Source organism: Rhizobium sp. 18055 (assembly GCF_902706285.1).
In the GTDB taxonomy this organism is placed as follows: domain Bacteria; phylum Pseudomonadota; class Alphaproteobacteria; order Rhizobiales; family Rhizobiaceae; genus Rhizobium.
The window spans coordinates 99,806-119,460 of record NZ_CACSKD010000004.1 but is presented as its reverse complement, the minus strand read 5'-3'; the positions used below and the strand labels follow the sequence as shown (position 1 = coordinate 119,460).

Annotated in this window: 9 protein-coding genes; 4 read left to right on the top strand and 5 right to left on the bottom strand. The window is 59.9% G+C overall.

The genetic code is table 11. The features are described from left to right. Positions 1–29 precede the first annotated feature (29 nt). Positions 30–10,247 carry a peroxidase family protein gene (locus GVL52_RS09240; protein WP_160006093.1) on the bottom strand — a complete coding sequence of 3,406 codons (10,218 nt, stop codon included), beginning with the start codon at positions 10,245–10,247 and terminating at the stop codon, positions 30–32. Between the two features lie 325 nt (positions 10,248–10,572). On the opposite strand from GVL52_RS09240, the gene GVL52_RS09235 reads away from it, so the two are divergent. Both GVL52_RS09235 and GVL52_RS30370 read left to right on the top strand, forming a co-directional pair. Beyond that, complete coding sequence (locus tag GVL52_RS09235) at positions 10,573–12,042, top strand: sensor histidine kinase (protein ID WP_160006091.1); 1,470 nt, start codon at positions 10,573–10,575, stop codon at positions 12,040–12,042. Positions 12,043–12,535: 493 nt separating this feature from the next. Beyond that, positions 12,536–13,252 carry a hypothetical protein gene (locus tag GVL52_RS30370; RefSeq protein ID WP_244619128.1) on the top strand — a complete coding sequence of 239 codons (717 nt, stop codon included), beginning with the start codon at positions 12,536–12,538 and terminating at the stop codon, positions 13,250–13,252. 208 nt (positions 13,253–13,460) lie between these two features. Here the strand turns inward: GVL52_RS30370 and GVL52_RS09225 are convergent, their stop codons facing one another. Together GVL52_RS09225 and GVL52_RS09220 are read right to left on the bottom strand one after the other, a co-directional pair. Continuing rightward, a complete protein-coding gene (locus GVL52_RS09225; RefSeq protein WP_160006089.1) occupies positions 13,461–15,296 on the bottom strand; it encodes an adenylyl cyclase in 1,836 nt (611 codons plus the stop codon). Positions 15,297–15,699: 403 nt separating this feature from the next. Then, entirely contained in the window at positions 15,700–16,314 is a 615-nt protein-coding gene (locus GVL52_RS09220) for a PRC-barrel domain-containing protein (RefSeq protein ID WP_244619127.1), read from the bottom strand. 49 nt (positions 16,315–16,363) lie between these two features. On the opposite strand from GVL52_RS09220, the gene GVL52_RS09215 reads away from it, so the two are divergent. Continuing rightward, positions 16,364–16,663, top strand: coding sequence for a BON domain-containing protein (locus GVL52_RS09215; RefSeq protein WP_160006087.1), 300 nt, complete (start codon positions 16,364–16,366; stop codon positions 16,661–16,663). 149 nt (positions 16,664–16,812) lie between these two features. Here GVL52_RS09215 and GVL52_RS09210 read toward each other — a convergent pair whose 3' ends face one another. Continuing rightward, positions 16,813–17,679, bottom strand: a complete 867-nt coding sequence (locus GVL52_RS09210) for a transglutaminase family protein (protein ID WP_160006085.1) — start codon at positions 17,677–17,679, stop codon at positions 16,813–16,815. Positions 17,680–17,956: 277 nt separating this feature from the next. After that, positions 17,957–18,646 carry a FadR/GntR family transcriptional regulator gene (locus GVL52_RS09205; RefSeq protein ID WP_160006083.1) on the bottom strand — a complete coding sequence of 230 codons (690 nt, stop codon included), beginning with the start codon at positions 18,644–18,646 and terminating at the stop codon, positions 17,957–17,959. A gap of 163 nt (positions 18,647–18,809) precedes the next feature. On the opposite strand from GVL52_RS09205, the gene GVL52_RS09200 reads away from it, so the two are divergent. Next, entirely contained in the window at positions 18,810–19,604 is a 795-nt protein-coding gene (locus tag GVL52_RS09200; protein WP_160006081.1) for a transporter substrate-binding domain-containing protein, read from the top strand. The last annotated feature ends 51 nt before the right edge of the window (positions 19,605–19,655 follow it).

Sequence of the window (19,655 nt, the reverse complement as noted above, 5' to 3'; positions counted from 1 at the left end):
GTCCGGCCGGGAAGACTGTCGCCACCCCGTTAAGAGATGCCGTTGAAGTCGCTCGCCGTGAGGTTGAGGTTGCCCTTCAGCAGCAGCACGAAGTCGGCTTCGGTATTGGCATCGACATTGCCGTGGATCACCGTGAACTCGGTGCCATTGAGCACTTCATGGGTGACCGCGATTTGCCCGGCCGCGGTCAGCGAACTTCCCAGTGTGAAGTGCTGAACACCCGCGGTTGCACTGTCGGCGTCGATCGAAGCGAAGTCGATCTTGTCGCCGGGCTGGAAGCCGTGGATGGTATCGCCGTTGGCAGCCCCGGCCGAGAGGAAGCGGAAGGTGTCGTTACCAAGCCCGCCGTCGATGACGTTGACCGCCGCCGTCGCCGTGATGGTGTCGTGGCCAGAGCCGGTCACGACGTTCTCGAAGCCGTAGACGATGTCCGTCCCGGTCGATCCACCTGCCACCTGGCCACGCTGCATGAAGCCGTTGCCGAGATCGACCGTCAGGTTGCCGGTTGCCACCGAATAGTCGAGCGTGTCGATCCCGTCGCCACCCCAATACTGGTCGTCGCCGTCGGCGGACGAGGCGATCACCGTATCGTTGCCGGCTCCCGCCCAGACCTGGTCATCGCCAGCTCCACCCTCGATGAAGTCGTGACCGGCTTCACCGTGGATCGCATCCTTGCCGGCATTGCCGAACAGCATGTCGTCGCCACTGCCTCCGTGCAACTCGTCGTCGCCATTGCCGCCGCTGACACTGTCGTCGCCGTCACCGGCCGTCACGACATCATCACCGTCCTCGCCGCGCAGGATGTCGCTGCCGCCATCCCCGACGAGGATGTCGCCACCAGCCCCCGCCAGGATCGTGTCACCTGCAGCAGCCCCGACCAGCACATCTGCAGCAACCGTCCCGATCAACGTGCGCGCAGCAACCGGCAGCGGAACGGCGCCATCATCGGGAACGTCATCGTCGTCATCATCATCACCATCTGACGGCAGCTCTTCGTCGTCGTTCTCGTCGCCACCACCTGACGGAAGATCGTCATCCTCGTCGTCACCGTCACCGCCACCGCCAGACGGCAGATCGTCGTCATCCTCGTCACCATTGCCGCCGTCAGACGGGCCGTCGTCATCCTCACCATCTTCGTCGTCATCTTCATCGTCGCCATCACCGCCAGACGGTTGGTCGTCGTCGTCGTCATCCACCGGTCCGATCGGGCCATCGTCTTCGTCCTCATCGTCGCCACCTTGGTTTTCACCATCATCCTCATCGTCCAATGGTTCGGTCTCGAAGATGTGCTCCGACAGGTTCGTCAGGCCGGTGTTGCGGGCAACGATGTCCGCGAAGCCCTGGCCATCGACGAACTCTTCGTAGAAGTCGAAATTGTCGACGCGGTTGAGGTAGTAGAACCGGTCCGCCTCCTGCAGGCGATCGAACTGCTCGTGCAGAACGACCCAGAAGGTCTGCCCCACCATGCCGTCGTTGATGTGCTGCTCCGCCAGACCACCGACCCAGAGATCGACACGGTCGATACCCTTCACGATGCCCGTACCATCAGGTTGGATGGCAACTTCGATACCGGGATTGATCGCCTTGAAACTGGCGATATCGCCCGGCTGAAGGACCAGATCGGGATAGGCCTGGCGGAACTGATTGATGACAGTGTCCGACAGATGGTTACGGGCCTGGAAGTCCTCCCAGGATGCATATGCAGCCAGATCACCGGCAAATCCGACGGCTTCTCTGACATAGGGGTCCTGCGATGCGGCAAGATCCATGCGGACCTGATTAAGCGTACCGAGCCCGACATCCCAGGCACGGGCAACGTTGAAGGAGAACAGGTCCGCATTGATGCGCACCAGATCGTTGCGGACAGCGTCAACAATGTTGAAGTCCACGTCTTCCGCCTGCTGGGTAACGATGCCCCCGAGGATCGAATTGACCCCCAGCTGCTCGTAACCAGGCTGCGGCACATATCCCGGAGGCAACGGGGCCGCGAATACATCCGGGTCGTTGCTTGGATTGAGGAAGGCGTCGAACAGCCCGACCTGCTTTGGCTGCCCGTCAGGTCCCAGCACCGTCATCGTCTGGCCGATCAACGAGTGGCCAACCCGATAAACGGCAGCGGCGAACTCGTGCGAGATCGAGGCAGAGGCATCGGGATTGTATTCCTCGAAACCGTGAGCGCCGTCGCCGCGAATACCACCGATCAGCATGTCGGCAAATTCGGTGAACACGACGCGCTGATATTCGGCCTCGTTGACAATCTTCGCCGCCTGGAACAGCTCTTCTGCTGTACCCTGGAAGCCGGACTGCTCCAGCAGATCCACATGATAATTGTGGTTGCGGGCCCAGATGGTGTGCATCGCGGTCAAAGCGAAGTTTTCGTTGCCGCGCCCGTCGCCGACGACATAGTGGTCGAGCAGGCTGACGAACGGGTTGGTATCCAGCAACAGTGCATGGCCGCTGCCCATGAAATTCGCTGCTGCTCCCTTCAGGACATCAGGATCGAAGGCGCCAGTCACCTCGTCGAAGAGGCTGCCGGTGGCCGTCTCGGAGATCGGATAATTGCTGTAGTAGTCGCGGAAGCTGATCTGACCGCCAGGCAGAGCCGGATCATGGAAGATCGTGTTTGCCTGCCAATGGTGCTGGATCAGTTCACGCAGCGTCGGCAAGAGACGGAATTCGGGATTGGATGGATCGGCCGCACCCTGCAGCAGATGCGAACCAACACCCTGGTTGCCATCGCTTTCGCGCAGGAACTGACCAACCAGCTCATGTGAACCGTAGGCCTGGTTCTGATCGACGAAGGGCGATGTCTTGTTGATATGCTGTGTAACGCCGTTCTCGTCGATCGCGTAGACGGTACCGCGGGTCAGGTCGGCAGGGTTGCCGGAGCCTGGGAAGCCGTTGCCCGGAGCGCCTATCTGCACCGTGCCGTTGCCGCCCTTCGGCAGGAAGTCGAGGCCGTGGTCGAAGTACTGGCCGAATGCCATGAAGAAGATGTTCGCATTGCTGGCATTCTTCGGCAGATCGGCTTCCTGGGCGCCGAGAATATTGCTGATGTTACGCGGATCCAGGCCATCGAAGATCGGATTGATGGCGTTGTTTCCAGTTGCAGGATCGAATTCGCCAAAGTGCGCGTTGGTGATGCGGATGAAGGGCGTATCGGCCGCACCCAAATCAGGGTTGCCTTCATTGTTGCCGTGTCCCGACAAGGCTCGTACGCCGCCGAAACCTTCGGTGTCGTCGTCGCCCGGAAAGGTCGGCAGACCGTTTATCAGGTTCTTGAGACCAGCCATGTCGGCAGCCGTGAATGCGAAGTTGCCAGTAACGCCGTTGTCGTTGCCCGGCGTGGTTGGGGCGTTCTGGAACTGTGGAGGAACTGCACCGGTGAACGTGACCGAGTGCGTGCCGTTCGAGAACGTCTTCGTACCGTTGGCATTGGTGCTCATGGCGTACGCGGAGACGTCGCTCCCGGGCGCCAGTTCCACCACATCCTGTGGCCGCAGGTTGCCGACGATCGTATCGTGGCCGCCGTTGGAGCGGAACAGAATGCGATGGGCCGACTGCAGCCCGGAAATATCGACCGTATCGTCGCCTTCGTCGCCGTTTACCGTGATCGTATTGACGGCGAGACCCGTCGGCGAAAAGTCGCCGATCGTTGTGACCGTATCGTTGCCGGCACCCGTATTGATGACAATTTCCTCGATGCCGGAAAGTTCTGCGACGATCGAATTGAAATTGACCCCGTTGCGGGTAATGACGATCTGCGTCGCGGCGGCAAGCAGCGCGCCATTGTTGCCGTTTATTGCATCCCAGGCCGCCCGGGTCAGGACGCTGAACGTCTCGCCAGCGGCGTTGCCGTTGATCACCATGGTATCGCCGACTGCCGTGTTTGCCCCACCGCTGACGATGTCGCGACCCTCGCCGACGTTCCAGACGATCAGATCGTCGCCGTCACCGGCATTGATCGTGTCCGTCCCCTCGCCACCGTGAATGATGTCATTCCCGGCGTTGCCGTTGATCGTGTCATTGCCGTCGAAGCCGAGGATAAGTTCGGCATTGGCGCCACCGGTGATGCCAGCGTTGCTTGCATCGGTGCCCTGTACGAGGTTGCCGGTGGCGGTTGAGTAGACCGTTGCGCCGAACTGCAGCTGTTCAATGCCGGAAAGCGTATCCGAGCCGCCTGCGCCGGAGACCACCAGGTTTGCCCCGGCAAGCGCAAAGCTGTGCTCGGAAGCCGAACCGGTGAACACGGCGCGGTCAGTGCCAACACCACCCGTGAAGGCGTTGTTGCCGACATTCCCCGTGAAGACGTCGTTGCCGCTTCCGCCAGTGACGTTCTCGATGCCGGAGATCGACGTGAACCCGCTCGCCGTGCCGACAGAGAGATCGACGTTGACGGCGGCCGTTGTCGTGTAAGCGAGCGTATCCGTCCCAGCGCCCAGATTGGCCGTTATCCTTTCAATGCCGGCGATCGAGCCGCCGCCTTCAATCTGGGTGATCGACGTACCGTTATAGACGACGCTCAAGGTCTCAGCGTCGGTACTCCCACCATCGATGATCGCGAGTGTGTCGGTGTCCGCACCACCGGTGATCACATCGCTGCCGCCGTCGCCTTCGTCGATGTCATAGACGATCGTATCGTTTCCTGCTCCCCCGTCGATCGTGTCGTTGCCGTCGCCGCCAACGATCAGGTCTTCGCCGGCCCCACCGGCGAGGATGTCGTTGCCGGCATTGCCGAACAGCAGGTCACGGCCGCTACCGCCGGTCATTCTGTCGGCACCGCTTTCGCCCGCCATCAGATTGTCGCCACTCGCGACGGACACCGTCCTTGCAAGCGGATTGCCTGTATTGGCGGGATCAGCAGTGCTGATGGTGTAGTCGCCAGTACCCAGCTGATAGCCGGCGAAGGAACCACCGTCGAAATTGATGAGTTCGATGCCTTCGTTGGTGTTGTCGAAATGATCGACTGCCGTGACCTGCTGGCCGTCGAAGGAAACCACCAGGTCTCCGTTCTGCGTCCCCGTATCGCTGTCGGACACCGCCAGTGAGGCCAGAGCGAGACCTGCGGTGGCGATCGTCATGCGATCGGCAGAGCCGGCCGTCTCGTTGATCCTGTCGTCGTCGCCGGCAGACGATCCGAAGCGATAGGTATCATTGCCGTTGCCACCCGACAGCACGTTGTCGTTTGCGTTGCCGGTAATCGTGTCGTCGAAGCTGCTGCCGACGACGTTTTCCACCGTGGCAATCGTGTCGTTGCCGCCGGCGCCGCTTGCAGCGCCTGTTGCCAGGTTGACAGTGACTGATCCGGTTGCGGTCGCATAGCTGACCGTATCGATCCCGCCGCCGCCATTGATGACATCGTTACCGCCGAGACCATCCAGCACGTCGTTGCCGTTGCGGCCATTGAGCAGGTTGGGAGCGCCACTGCCGGAGAATGGCACGGCAAGTGTGCCGTCATTGCCATTTGTGCCGACACGAGCCGTCATCTCGGACACGACGCTTTCGGGGAAGCCGCTATTGTCGGTATAGCTGACCATGACCCGATAGAATGTGCCGGCTGCAACGTTGTTGATCGTTGCAGCTGTTGCGCCCACCACGTTCGCCCACGGCCCGGTGCCCGGTGCCGCCGAACTTTGCCACTGATAGCTGAAGCCATTGGTCGGCTTGCCGTTTTCGTCCTGGATTCCGGCCGTGTTAACAGTCAGATCGTCATCGGTTCCGGTGATCGTTGGCGCGCCTGTCGCCGGCGAATTGGTCAACCGGACCCGCGTGCCATCAGAAAACTGCGCCCACTCGACGTTGCGCAACGTATCGATGCCATCGGAAACCAGATTGCCGCCGGTCAGCGGATCGACAATGTTTGACACGGTCACGTGCGAAATCGTCGTGACCATTGCCTGGCCGGTGCCGCTGCGGGTAATCGTGTAGTTGGCGAAGACGTCGTTGTAGTAGGCAACGTCCTCGTCGGCAGCGCTCGCGCCATCCGTCACGATCTCGCGGACGATCTGCATTTGGGTCGGCACGACGGTTCTGTCGACGAGAAGCTCGAACAGGGACTTGCCCTGCCACGCCGTGATCGCGAAGTTGTCCGGGAACACATGTCGCATGCTATCGACAGTGGCGATTTCGGGACCGCTGCCGTCGGCATTCTGATGAATCCCGATCCGAACGTTCAGCCATCGGTCGCCATCGAGAATATCATCCCCGCCATTGCCGCGAAGGTTGTCACTGCCCGCACCACCCAGCAGGATGTTGCCGCTTTCGAAGTAGCCGGTGGCGCCGACCTGAACGATCTGAGCCAGATTCTGGATGCGATTGATACCCGCCTGATCCAGGCCGTCGTTGAAGAACACGCCTTCGGTCGTGCCTATCGTTGCTCCGGCCGCGATGTCGCCGAAGAGCCGGCTGTCGCCGATCAGCGTATCGTCATGGTCCCAGCCCGACAGCGCTTCGACCTTGTCGAAACGATTGCGCAGGATGTCAGCCTGTTCGGTGGTGAAGATCGGGATGTTCATGTCGGCATAGCCGTTCAGAGCCATGCCCTTGAAGATTGCCCAGTCGAAACCGAACATGCCTTCATTGCGCATGACGCTTTCGCCCTGCACCATGATGTCGTCGCCGGATTCGGCATCGAAATCATGCTCTTCATTTCCGGAGAACATCACGTCATGGCCGACGATCGTCGAATTGAAGAACAGCTCGGAATTGTCGCCGGCCGTCGTGTCGAAGCCGCCGCCGGCCTCGATCCAGTCGTCGCCTTCATTGCCCATCAGAAGATCGACGCCATCGCCACCGGCGATGAAATCGTCTCCCTCGCCACCAAAGACCTCTGTGTCATCGACGCCGACGAAGATCACGTCCTTGCCGGTGCCGCCCATCAGAATATCGATGCCGTTGGAATTGGCGATGACGTCATTGCCCTCATCGCCCTTGATGAAGTCGCCGGTGTCACCGCTGTCGGTGATGATGTCGTCGCCGCCGCCGCCGTTGACGAGATCGACGCCGGCCCCCGATTCGATGCGGTCATTGCCGTCATCGCCCCAGATGCCGTCATCACCGAAGTCGGTGATGATCGTGTCATTGCCGGTGGTGCCGCCGACAAGGGCATGTTCGCCGCCGGTGAAGCGCAGATAATTCGCATCAAGGCCAGCTGTGCCGGGGTCGTTGCGAACCAGCTTGCCGAGCCCCATGGCCTCGAGCGCAGCGTCCGTGCCGACGGGATCGACGCCGTCTGCCGCTCCATTGTAGTCCACCTGATTGGCGGCGTTCACTTCCAGGATGAAGTCATAGGCCGCGAAGGCGTCCACGCCGATGTGGCGGCTGATCACGTCGTCGGCAGTGCCGCGAACGCCGTCTGGCCCAGGCTGGGCTATGTCGGTGTTCGCCATGATCAACTTGGCGAACGAGTTCTGCTCCAGCATGTGGAGGAAATTCTGGCCCTGGGTGCGGGTCAGATAATAAAGCCGGTCGCCGTCCTGCAGCGCTTCGAGCTGTGCTTCAAAGATCGCGTTGAAGGTGGAGCCCAGGAAACCGCCGAATTCCATCTGCTTTTCGGCAAGGCCGCCGATCCAGAGATCGATCGTATTCAGGCCGCTGTTGGCCGCACTCCAGGTGCCAGTGCTGTTCAGGAAGTTGAACCGATCACTGGGGACTGCGCTAACCGATCCCGAGGCTTCACCGAACACCAGCGCCCAAGCGGCGTCGCGCTTGCCGGCGACGGTCGTCTGTGCCGTGACCGAACTGTGCGTGCCATATGCGGCGATGAAATTCACAACCGAGATCGGATTCTTCAGATTGGCAGCGAAGTCGGTCCAGCTGTCATAAGGCGTCAGGAAGCTTGAACCCGTCGCCCCGAAAAGCTGGGTGCGTGCGTCATTCAAGGAGGGGATGCCGGTATCGCGGCCACGCGCAATGTTGATGGATGCAAGATCGAGCGGCAGGCCAAGGAGATTGTTGCGCAGGGCACCTGTTATGAATTCGTCGATCTCGTTGCCGCGCTCGATCGTCATGCCGCGAACGATGGCGCCCGCTGCCTGGTCTGCCGTGATGAAGGCGGTACCATCGCTGTTGAACGCAAGCGGGTTCAGGAATGCGGTGATAAGACCCATATCGTCCGCCGTTATGCTGCCGTTCGCGTTGAGGTGAATTCTCGGCATGCTCTCCGTCAGCATCGAATGCCCGAAGCGGTAGACGGTGTTGGCGAACTCCGAAAAGATCGAAGGATTGATATCGGTGATGTTGTTGAAGACGAAGGGGTCGATCGCCGGCTGTACCTTGCGCGCGAACTCTTCGAAGACAAGGTGCTGGTACTGCATTTCGGTCGCGAAGCGGCCAGCCTGAAACAGGCGCTCGCCGTCCCAGTCGAGCGTTTCCGAGTAGGCCAGTCTTTGCACCGCATTCATCGACGCGAAGGCCGGATCGAGCGCAGTGATGTCGCCGACGAGCCATTCGTTGATGAAGTCGATATCGCCGCTCTGCAGGATGGTCAGTCTCTGCGTATCGACCTGGCGATTGTGTTCGGAGTGGAAGATATGGTGGACGGCCGTAAGGCCGATATTCTCGTTGCCACGGCCATCGCCGGTGATGAAGTGGGCATCGAGAAGTTCGTCGTCATAGGCAACCTTGCGGCCGCGATAGTCCATGGCAATCGCGTTGCCGGCGACATCGTCGCTGTCTGCAGCAATAGGCGTATCGAGCAGCGGGCCGCCAGGGCCGTCAGGATCATAGACGCCGGTCGGTACGGCGTTGTGAGCGATATCGTCAAGGAAGGCGTGCCCGGTGCGCACGGCACCGATCAGTGTACCGTTCGTCGCCGTAAAGGTGTTAACCGGGTTGGCGAGGTTGCCTTCCACGACAATGTCGTCGGCCGTGTTGGGAACGCCGTCGGCGCCAACACCAAGCACCAGCAACGGCAGTCCGTTCGGACCACGAATGAACTCGCCGTAGAGATCGGTCCGCAGGAGCGGCAGATTGACGACGTCGCGGTCCGTCAGTTCGATCCCGAGGAACTCGCGCGCCTGAAGCTTGATATCCTTCCAAGTGGGCAGGCCGTTATCCGAACCATCGAGCAGTTTTCCCGTGGCAACCGGGCGTGCGTCGGGAATGCTGTCGGCATCATTGGTGTCCTGCGAGAATTTGTATTCGCGCAGAAAAACCTGATGGGACGGATGCGATGTGTAGGTCTGGTTCTGGTCGACGAACGCTGTCGTCGTATTGGTTTGCGAACCGGTGTCCGGATCTGGCGTCGCACGCGTCAATACCATGAAATTCGTATGGCCGTCGTCCGAAGTGCCGGCAATACCGTCGAGACCCTTGTCGTAAAGCGGGTCGTCCGCCTGGAGCGGAATGTAGACGGTGCCGTTATTGCCCTTGGTGATCAGGTCGAGGCCGTGGTCGAAGAACTGGCCGAAGAACGTCATCCAGGCATTGAATGGCTTCGACAGGCCTTCATCCGGCGAGATGTTGGGAATGACCAGCGAACCTTGTTCGTTCAAGGTCAAGCCAAGTTCCTGCGCAAGCGCGATAAACGCTGCGGCGGGATCAGCATCCACCAGTTCCGCATGGGCAAGCGTTGCTTCAGCGGCGCTCAGCGCCGCAGCCGCATCCTGTATCGCGTCGATGGTCACCGAACTGGGCGCCTGGGTGTAAGCCGTGACAGCGTCGTCCAGCGCGCTTTCGGCCAACAGAACGGCAGCTTGTGCCGCGACAAGCGCCGCTGCTGCCTGCAGCTCAGTCACGCGCCCGGCCATCAGTCGTTCGAGATCGCCTTGTGGGTCCTCAGAGCCGGCGAATGTCAGAGCCGCAAGAACCGCAGCCGGATTGTTCATGCTCATGTCGACGACAAGGTTGGAAATCAATCGCGGGTCCGCGTCGGCAACGTTTCCGGCGATACCGTAATCTGTGTTGGTGACGCTCGCAGGGCCAGGGCCATCGGGGTCGAAAGTGTCTCCGTCCGCGTCATTGACGAAGCTGCCGTCGAGCAATCTCGGCATCGGCTGGTCGGCGGCACCCCAGGTTTCCCGGCCCGGAACAATATTGTTGTAGGTTCCATCAACCGTCCGCAGACCGACGGGAACATGAGGGTCAGGAATTGCCAGGAGGGCGCCGGGCGAATTCGCGGCCACCACATTGCCGTCGGCATCAACGTAGATCTCTGTCAGTGCCGTGCCCGTTGCGTGTGCTTCGGAGACCTTGATCTGACGAAGAATAAAAATCATGTCCTGCAGGTTCAATGTAAACGCGGCCATTGCCTTCTCCCTCCGAAGCAAAAGTGATGTTGCGGCGCGATAAATACTTATCTGCCGTAAGAATAATTCGTATCCGGACATTTATATATTTGGGGTGGAGGGATACACAGAGAACAAGGTCGTGTGATCTTTGGGACGTTGGTGCAGACTATCCTGACCGAAAGTTGGTAGAGTCCATCAGACTTTGGTCGCTACGGTAGCCGGGTGCACAACAGCTGTTGCAAGCTTTCGGGAGGGATCGTCTTCGGGACGCGAGATTGCTGTTGGCAGACAAAACATTTGTAAATACTAATATAAAAACGATAGCGTCGTGATTCGGGGGAGCATGGCAGCCAGGAATATGAGAACTCCGCAATCGGAGGGGGATGCTCGCCGACGGTTCGGTCCGTGGGGGCGGGCGGCGAACGTATTCCGACGGTCCCGGCTTGAGATCCAGTTCATCGTCATTGCATCTCTGGTCGTGCTGGCGCTTATGTTCGTTCTCGGGCTGTGGACAACCAACAGCATCGAGAAAGCGATCATGAAGGGTGCCGGTGGCGTCGGCGCTGCCTATCTGCAGACCTTCGTGGAGCCGTTGATTTCAGACGCGGACATCGATGCAAAGGCGCTTTCGCCCGAATTGAAGTCCAAGCTGGATGATCTCCTGGGCGATAGCCCGCTTGGACAGCATGTTCGCGAGATCAAGATATGGAACCCGGACGGCAGCCTCTTCTATTCCACGTCGGGCCAGAAAATTGACCATGAAAACGTCTTCTCCGAGCTGACGCGCGCGTTGCACGGAGAAATCATCGTCTCGCGGACAATGGTCGAGAAGCACAAATATTCCGGCGAGGAACAGGCGGCGGAATACATCGAAGTGTATGCGCCGTTGGTGCGCGATGCATCCGGCAGGACAATCCTCGTCGGCGAATTCTACGAGCGTCCGGACTATCTCCTTGCCGAGATCAGCGGCGCATGGCGTGCCACGTTTGCAATCGTGTTGCTGGTCTCCGTTCCGATGCTCACGATCCTTTACATGATCGTGCGCAGCGGGCGCCTGATCATCGACCAACAGCGCTCCGAAGCGCGTGCGAGCCTGCGCCATGCACTGGGTCTGTCGAACCAGAACAAGCGCTTGCGACTTGAAGCCGAGCGTGCGCGGCTTGAAGCCGGCAAGTTGAACGAAAAGATTCTGGACCAGATCGGCAGCGACCTGCACGACGGGCCCATACAAGTTCTGACGCTCGTCAAACTTCGTTTGAGCGACCTGAGCCCCATCGAGGAAGACCACGAGAACCATGTCACCGTTTCCACCGAAAGCGTAGGCAAGCTGCTGCAATTCGTGACGGTTACGCTCGATGAGATCAGAAACATCTCTTCGGGCCTTGTCCTTCCGGAGCTCGACAACCTTTCCGTGGCCGAGACCATCCGGCTTGCCGTCCGGCGCTATGGCGATCTCACTGGACGCACGGTTGATGTCAACGGGGAAATCAAGGCGGACGGCGTCCGCGGACACCTGAACATCTGTGTCTATCGCTTTGTCCAGGAAGCACTGATGAATAGCCACAGACACGCACCTGGCAACCAGCAGCAGTTGAGATATCGAACCCGCAAAAATCGATTGGTCATTGCAATCGCTGACATCGGTGTTCCTCCGAAAGTGGCGAACCAGGCTGCAGAAAAGAGGATTCGCCTCGGTAAGCTCATGCAGAAGCGGCGCATCCGCGCTTTCGGCGGCAAAATACGCACCATTGAACGCGACAACGGCACCCTGGTTACGGTCGTTCTTTCGCTGGATGGCCAGATTGAAGCGTAGCCGCGGTCGATATTTCAACGGTCCCGTGTGCCCGTCCGACGTGCGCATGCACCCATAATCAAATTTGCAATTTCCGCTAGAATACCAGACAAAGGAATTCACGGATGGCGACACGACGGTATCGGTCGCCATCCGTGGGGTGTTGCCTGACTTAAACGGATACATCTACGTTTCAGAATTATCGCCCAAGCAGTGCATCCAGGCCGTATTCATAGAGGCAGCGCTCGATTGCGCGGTCAGTTGCATCTGAAAGTGACGCCGTGATGCTGATCCGCGCAATAGCTGGTCCGCCTCACGCGACTGCCGATGTCCACGCTATCTGGCTCGGCTCATAGGTCATACGCATCCTGCTGCCAACAGCCCGGGCGTATCGGCAACAGCATGTGCATGCAGAACGAATTGCAGGCTGGCATCGACTACGCCGCCCAACAGGGTGTGGCTGAATGACGATCGTCGGCTCAACAAACATAGCTGATCAACAAGGAAGACGCCAATGACACGCATATATGCACGCGGCCTTGTGCTCGCAGGCACCCTGACGCTTCTCGCCGGGACCGTTCTTGCGCAGGAGGCAGCCAAGAAACCGCACGTTCCGCTTGAAAAGACCATCGGCCAGGTCAGCCAGCAGGCTCCGGTTGCATCATTGCTGGTGCTGAACGCCGAAGCCGCGAAACTGGAAGGCGACAAGCTCATTCTATCCGGGGTTTCCAAGAACGCGATTATTTTCGCCGACCGTCCGGTTCGCGCGGCCGGCCACATTACGACAGACGAGATCGTCAAGCAGTGGGGTGAAGGCGCCGATAGTTTCGACAAGGATCCACCCAATGCGACGGTTTCCGTTCTGGGCGGTGGTTCCGACGTCAGTGATGCCGTGGTGACGCTCAAGTCCCCCAAACTCGACGGGACGACACTGACATTCGACGTTTCAGTCCTTGAAGGCAGCCTGGCCGGAACGACAGGGCCCGCCGCGGTGTTCATCGACCATTGGCGCGGCTGGAACAATGCGGGCTGGTACGGGCTTGGACTTGCATCGGGTGCGGCACTTGGCGCGAACTTCGCCGGTCCAGGCTACGGCGCGCCCTATTATCCACCGGCATACTACCCACCGGTCGAATCCAACCCGTGCCCTCCGGGCTACTGGCTTGGTCCATGGGGCCATTGCCGTGATACGCCGTATCATGGCCGACTGCCGAACGGCAGCTGGCAGTAAGCGATCCTCCGGGCGGGAGCCTCGCCTGCCGCCCGGGGTCCTTGACGACGTTCAGGCGTCGCATCCCATCGGCGCGTGATTTTGCCAATGCGACTGCGGCAAAGGGACCTGGTGCCGTCCGCCCACGAACTGATCGAGCCGAGTGAATTCATTTCAACATTGGTTCGGCAAGTGGTCGCGCTGCCGATCGGATTTGACATCGGGCTGGTCAGGGGTAGCTGACCACCTGGCTCGCCACACTCTGCTGCGGTTTGGCAACAGCCGCACCGGTCCCGTTGATCACCGAATTAATCGAGCCTGATCCATCCAGGAAGACGGTGAGCAAACCGTGCATCCGCACACCTGATGTCTCCGGCACATGGAAGGCGGTCGTCGCCTCGATGGGCAGACCCTGGTTGAAGAAGCTGTAGCTACCCATGCCGTGACCCTGGAAGGTTCTTACATTGGGCGAGACCACAAAAGCCGGGTAGCCCTTGTACGTCTCGCTGAGCGACCAAAGTGCCTGGCTCGGCGGGTCGTAAGGCATCTCGTTTTGGAAAAGTACAGTGCTACCACCTTGGCCGTTCCAGACCACCGCAGTCTTCTGGTAGTGTTCGACGAACAACCCGTAAGCCGAGACGTCGTCGCCGTTGACGATCACACCGTGATCAGCGGTGTTGGCGGTCCAGCCCACGCCGGTGCCGTGATCGGCGCGCCAGGCCCAGATGTTGTCGAGGACAACATTGGAGCTGTTGACGATCAGGCTGGTGGTGCTTTTGCCCGCACTTGCGCCGCCGATGCGGAAGAAGACGTCCTGGATCTGCGTCGGGTTCGCTGCGCCGTTGCGCAGGACATCGGTCCGGGTTCCGACCTGGAGCAACGCTGGCGAAGTCTTCGGGCCTGCATCGAACATGACCCCCGACAGCTTGGTTCCAGGCACGTCGAGCACGACCATCGCCGCGTCGCCCGTCTGCGGGCTCAACGTTGCGAACCCCATCCCCAGGATGATCGTTCCTGGGCGGCTAACGACGATCGGGGCCGCCAGCGGATAGACGCCCGGCGTCAGGATCAGATCCTTGTCCAGCGCCAGCGCGCGGTTGATCGCGGAGACGGGGGTCTTCGGGTCGGCGACAAGGAAGTCCGCAATGGGCGTTGAGGTGCCGGCCGTTAATCCACCGCCCCAGGAAGGCCCGATCGAATCACGGTGCAGCGAAGGCACCATCACCCGGTAGGCGCCAGCGGCGTCGGTATAGAGATAGGGGGCGTCTGCGCTCACCGCCGTGGTGTCGAGGGTGGTGTACGGATTTGCGCCGGCCGCGCCGAAACTCTGGCCTGGCGCTCCAACGGTGCCGGAGAACACCTGGTTCCATACCCCGTTGCTCCACCCGTCGAGATGACTGTTGCGCACGAGGAACTGTTGCTGTGACCCGTTCACCACGGGGCCGCCGGTGAATTTGCTGTCCGCAATGAACCCGCCGCTGGCGTAAGCGGGCTTGCTGCAGTAGTCCATCAACGAGAATTTCCCCTCCACCGCGACCCTTCGCATCGGTGCGGCCTGCGACACCGCCCAGAACTCGGTGTTGGCGTGACAATTCGCGCCACCGGCGACCTTGATGGTCAGGTTCGACAACGAACGCCAGAAGTTGTTGAGGGCCAGACAGTTCTGCGCGGCATCGCATTGATTGTAGACATTGACCGAGCCGTTGATGACGACGTCTCCCGGCTCTTTGCCGAGGCCCGCGACCTGCGTGTAGTAGCCGACCTGAAAGACCAGCGGTGATGCTGCCGTGCCGTAAGTGCCGGGCTGGAAAAGCAGGGAATAGCGTTCGGAACCGAACTGGTTGGCGATCTGCTTTGCGGCGATCGCATCGACGGTGGACTGGATCTGGCCCAATGTCATGGTGGGGGAGAGAACGATGACATTCCCCCCAAGCGTCTGTGCCGCCGGGATATCCGCCGTCTGGCCCGCCAAGGCGTTCTGCGCGCCGGCGACGACCAACGGCGCGAGCAAGCCCAGCAAGCGGAGGATGGCCGCGATGAAAACCGTTTTGCGCTGGAGGCGCATGGCGTTCCTTTCCGCCCGTCTCACGCTCGGCTGGCTGTGAGCTTTGTTCCAGGCCACAGCCAACAGAACACGTCTGGCCACCTCTGGGCAAGCGTTCAGAAGCTGCGGGAGCACCGCATGCATTGCGCGTCTGTAACTGCAGTAGAGACGGGAAGGGATGCAAGGAAGGGATGCACGGCTTCTTGTGGAGCGAGACGATGTCCGGGAGAGGGCGGCTGCGTTCGGCCACCCGGCTCAGGAATTCGACGCCTGAGATCGGGATGCCTGTCACCGCCATTGTGAGCGCAGGTGCGACATCGGCCTGAGGCCCACCTGCTTCCCATGGTCGCTGAAGCGCCGCTTCCGCTTACGAGGACAGGAAGCCGCGCTATGAAAAGGCCAGCCTCTCGGCTGGCCAAGTCGCTTATTTCTTGAATTTCGAATAGTCGAGTTTCGGTGCCTTGGAGAGGTCGTCCTTGGACGTATCGACGAATGCTTTCCACGTCCCGTCCTGTTCACCGAGCGCAATCGATGCGGGGTCGAGGACAACGTAGCTCTCACCCAGGCCGAGGAAGCCTCCGACGCTCGCGACGATGCCGATGACGGACTTACCGCCGCCGATCACAACGTCGGAAACTGTGCCGATCTCCTCATTCTGCTTGTTGTAGATATCGATGCCAACAAGCTTGGAAGTAACAAGGTCGGTGTCCTGGATATTGACGTACTTGAGCGGCATTGCGGCTGAAGTACCCATTGTCATGCCGGGGCCGGCCAAAGTCGCGTCAGCTCCTGTCGCGGCGGGTGTCTGCGCGAATGCAGCGCTGCCAACAAGCGACAAAGAGAGGGCGGCAACGATTGGTCGAATGATCATTGAATTCTCCTGGTATGAGCGCTGAGGCGGTCCCTCAGCGTTGCACCAGATAACCCGCGCAGCTGCGTTAGGTTCCTGATCTATTTCACTATTTTCGAGCTGTTGGCTGGCCGCGGCAAAAGCAGGCGCGCTGGCGCTGGCGCCGTTTGCTTTGAGGCTGCGCAGCAAGCTGAGACGTCGGCTGTCGCCGGCAGGCTGCTGTGATTATGAACGCCAGATGAACAAAATCGGACCGGCCGCGTTCCTCTCCCGAAGAAGGATACGCATCATGTTTGGAATCGTGAATTCAGCAGGCCAGTTCGTTAGCCAGCACATCTCGAGTGTCTCGCAGATGATTGCGTCAGCAATCGCTTATACCAAGGGTATGGAGGATGCCCGTATACAAGTCGTGGAGGAGCGGGGCGTGTTCTTCCTTCAGGGCTACGCGCCGACAGCTGCAGCCATCGAGGAGGCAGGCAGAATTGCCGCGTCGATAGCCGGGGCTTGTATCTGCAATCGGATCGAACCGGCGAGCTGAGGCTCCGGACATCGTCTCGATCTGAATGGTCTGCCCCTGCCTCGAAAGCGGCGCCGTGACCCCCTGATATGTCACCATGAACAACAATGCCTTCGGTGGGGATGTGCTGCCCTCCACGCAATTTTTTCTCTCTTGAAAATGGCTGACCGTTACTCGGCACCGGCGTTGGGGGCCGGTTCTTCGGTGGAAACGGCGTCTGACGTCCTGCCGGGCACCTCGGGAGAGCCATCAGCATGCTCGATTGTGATTTTGACAGGGCCGGCTTCCATCTCCCCGAACGGAGTTGCGAAAGCAATTTCGGCCGCGTCTCGCCCAACGCCGATGCGGACAAGGCCATCGAGGTTTGCCTGGCGGGTTGCATCGAATAGCCACCACCGCCCACCCATGTAAGCTTCGAAGACAGCGTGGAAGTCACGTGGTTCCAAGCCATAGGCGTAGCAGCTGACGAACCGGGCAGGGATGCCGAGAGCCCGGCAGAATGCCGTGCCGATATGCGCAAAGTCGCGGCAGACGCCCGCACGCTTCAGCAGGCTTTCGTCGGCGGTGGTCTGCTCATCGGACGACCCGCGTTGGTACTCGATGTTCTCATAGATCCAGTTGCAGATTGCCACCACGCGGCTGTAACCCGTTTGCAGATGACCGAACTCGCGGATGGCAAACGCGGCAAGCCGGTCGGACGATACGAACCGGGACGGTAGCAGGAAAGGCATGATGTCGAGCGGCATATCCACGACCGGCGTTTCTGAAATCGACATCGGGTCGGCCCGGAAGACATCGAGCGTCACCTCTGCCTCGTAGTGAATGTTCAGCGGTCCCGGCTCGGCTGCGATTTTAAAGTATCGGTTGCGAATATCCGGGACGATGTAGGTGATTCTCTTCAGATCGGGCGTGATCGTCAGGCGCTCGATGACATCGTGGTGCCGGAGGAGTTTTGCCACCTCGAGATTGAAGATGAAGACTGTCGGAGCCTTCACCTCATAAGAGAGGTCGCAACCGAGTGTGTAGCGTGTGGTCATGATAGAGCCTCTCGTGTGACGGCATCGACCTCTGTACTGGAGCCTGGCTACCTTGCCGACAAATCACCGATGCGAATGAGGCAGGCTCAAGATTGGTATGATCGCAGCTTAATCGTTCCGGACGACATTCGTTCCGCGCGCGCGCGACTTTTTCGCGCCACGCCCTTCTGAAGCATCAGCGGTTGGGGTTGGACTATCAACTCGAACACGGACTGCAGTCGGCTGAACCTGCAGCCTACGCCTTGTCATGGGCATGTGTGCTGAAGGCTATGGACGCTTATGGGTTCAATCCGGCGCACCGCGCAGTATTTGCGACATGGGTCTCCATTTCGTGACGCGCCCGCGTCTGATCGTTATCGCGAAGGGCTGCGATGATCCGGCGATGTTCGGCAATCGATGCCTGCATGCGTGCCGGTTCGGTGATCGGGATCGGCTGCCGCTGCGTTTCCGTCAACTGTTCGCGAACGACCTGGTAGAGCGCCCGCATCATGGCATTGCTGCAGGCGGATGCGATGATGCCGTGAAATTCCAGGTCCGCTTCGACATTGGCAAGCAGGTCCTGTTTGGCCCAGCAATCTTCCATCTGCTTGGTGGCGGCTTCCATTGCCTGCAACTGGTTGCCGGTCAGGCGTCCGGCAGCAAGGGCCGCGATATTGCCCTCCAGCATGATGCGCGTCTGGAAGACGTCGAAAACGGAATAAGTGTTCGAGTAGCGCCACGGCGCCATTCCGCCGGCGCCCGAGGCGCTACGATCCGCCACGAATGTTCCCCGTCCGGCTTCCGTCTTGACCACTCCCAGCGTCTCCAGCGTCAGCAACGCTTCGCGCAGCGAAGCTCGACTGATGCCAAGTGTCAGCGAGAAATCGCGCTGCGAGGGGATCTTCTGGCCGGCGGTGAGTTCGCCGCTCTGTATCATGTCCTGTATCAGTCGGGCAGCTGATTGCGGCACCAAAGTCCTGTTCAGCATTCTTTCGGTTCTCTCGGCATCGGATCAGCTCGCTCTCGTCGGTCTAACATTTAAATCCACCCGTCGCTTGCAAATCACAAGAGACCGTGATTGATTTGGTCGAACTGGTCAGACCGGTTAGACCAATAGCAAGAATGCGCACTATAAAACAAGGGGAACCAATATGCGTAATTTTTCCATCCTGAAGACTGTCCTGATTTCGGGAGTCCTGGCACTTGCGGGCACGGCGTCTTACGCCGCCGATCTTGTTGTCGGGGCCAATATCGGCAACGTACCATGGGAGTTTCAGGACGAATCCGGCAAGACGGTCGGCTTCGAAGTCGATCTCGTGACCGAGATTGCCAAGCGGCTGAACAAGACCGTCGAGTTCGTGAACATCCCGTTCAACGGACTGTTTTCGGCCGTGCAGTCCGGCCGCATCAACATGGCGGTTTCGTCGATCACCATCACCGAAAAGCGTCTGGAGTCGGTGAGCTTTGCACAGCCCTACTACGATAGCGATCAGTCTCTGACGGTGACTGCGGCGAGCGGCATCACGGGTCTCGGTGGCATGAGCGGCAAGGCTGTTGGTGTCGATACCGGTTCGACAGGAGACATGTGGGCAACGGCAAACACGGCAAAATACAGCCTTGGCGAAATCAGCCGCTACGAGGGGCTGCAGCCAGCCATGCTCGATCTCGCCGCCGGCCGCATCGATGGCTATATCAGCGATATCCCGGCGCTGCAGTATTACGCCAAGGACAAGCCGGAGATCAAGGTCGTCGAACGTATTCCGACCGGCGAGAAATACTCGATCATGTTCAACAAGGGTGATCCCCTTGCAAAACAGGTCAACGACGTGATCACGACGCTCAAGGGCGAGGGGTTCATTGCCAACCTGCATCAGACCTGGTTCGGCGCCAAGGCAGAAGACACCACCTCCACGGTCAAGGTCGCAGATATGCCTGCAGCCAAGTAAGGCCGGATGGTCCAGGTTAAGGATGGCGGGCTTGCCCGCCGTCCTCCCCTT

Bases quoted from the DNA above. Each gene is read 5' to 3' on its own strand.
- GVL52_RS09210 (WP_160006085.1), bottom strand. From the start codon at position 17,679: ATGACCACACGCTACACACTCGGTTGCGACCTCTCTTATGAGGTGAAG.
- GVL52_RS09235 (WP_160006091.1), top strand. From the start codon at position 10,573: ATGGCAGCCAGGAATATGAGAACTCCGCAATCGGAGGGGGATGCTCGC.
- GVL52_RS09225 (WP_160006089.1), bottom strand. From the start codon at position 15,296: ATGCGCCTCCAGCGCAAAACGGTTTTCATCGCGGCCATCCTCCGCTTG.
- GVL52_RS09240 (WP_160006093.1), bottom strand. From the start codon at position 10,247: ATGGCCGCGTTTACATTGAACCTGCAGGACATGATTTTTATTCTTCGT.
- GVL52_RS09200 (WP_160006081.1), top strand. From the start codon at position 18,810: ATGCGTAATTTTTCCATCCTGAAGACTGTCCTGATTTCGGGAGTCCTG.
- GVL52_RS30370 (WP_244619128.1), top strand. From the start codon at position 12,536: ATGACACGCATATATGCACGCGGCCTTGTGCTCGCAGGCACCCTGACG.
- GVL52_RS09215 (WP_160006087.1), top strand. From the start codon at position 16,364: ATGAACAAAATCGGACCGGCCGCGTTCCTCTCCCGAAGAAGGATACGC.
- GVL52_RS09205 (WP_160006083.1), bottom strand. From the start codon at position 18,646: ATGCTGAACAGGACTTTGGTGCCGCAATCAGCTGCCCGACTGATACAG.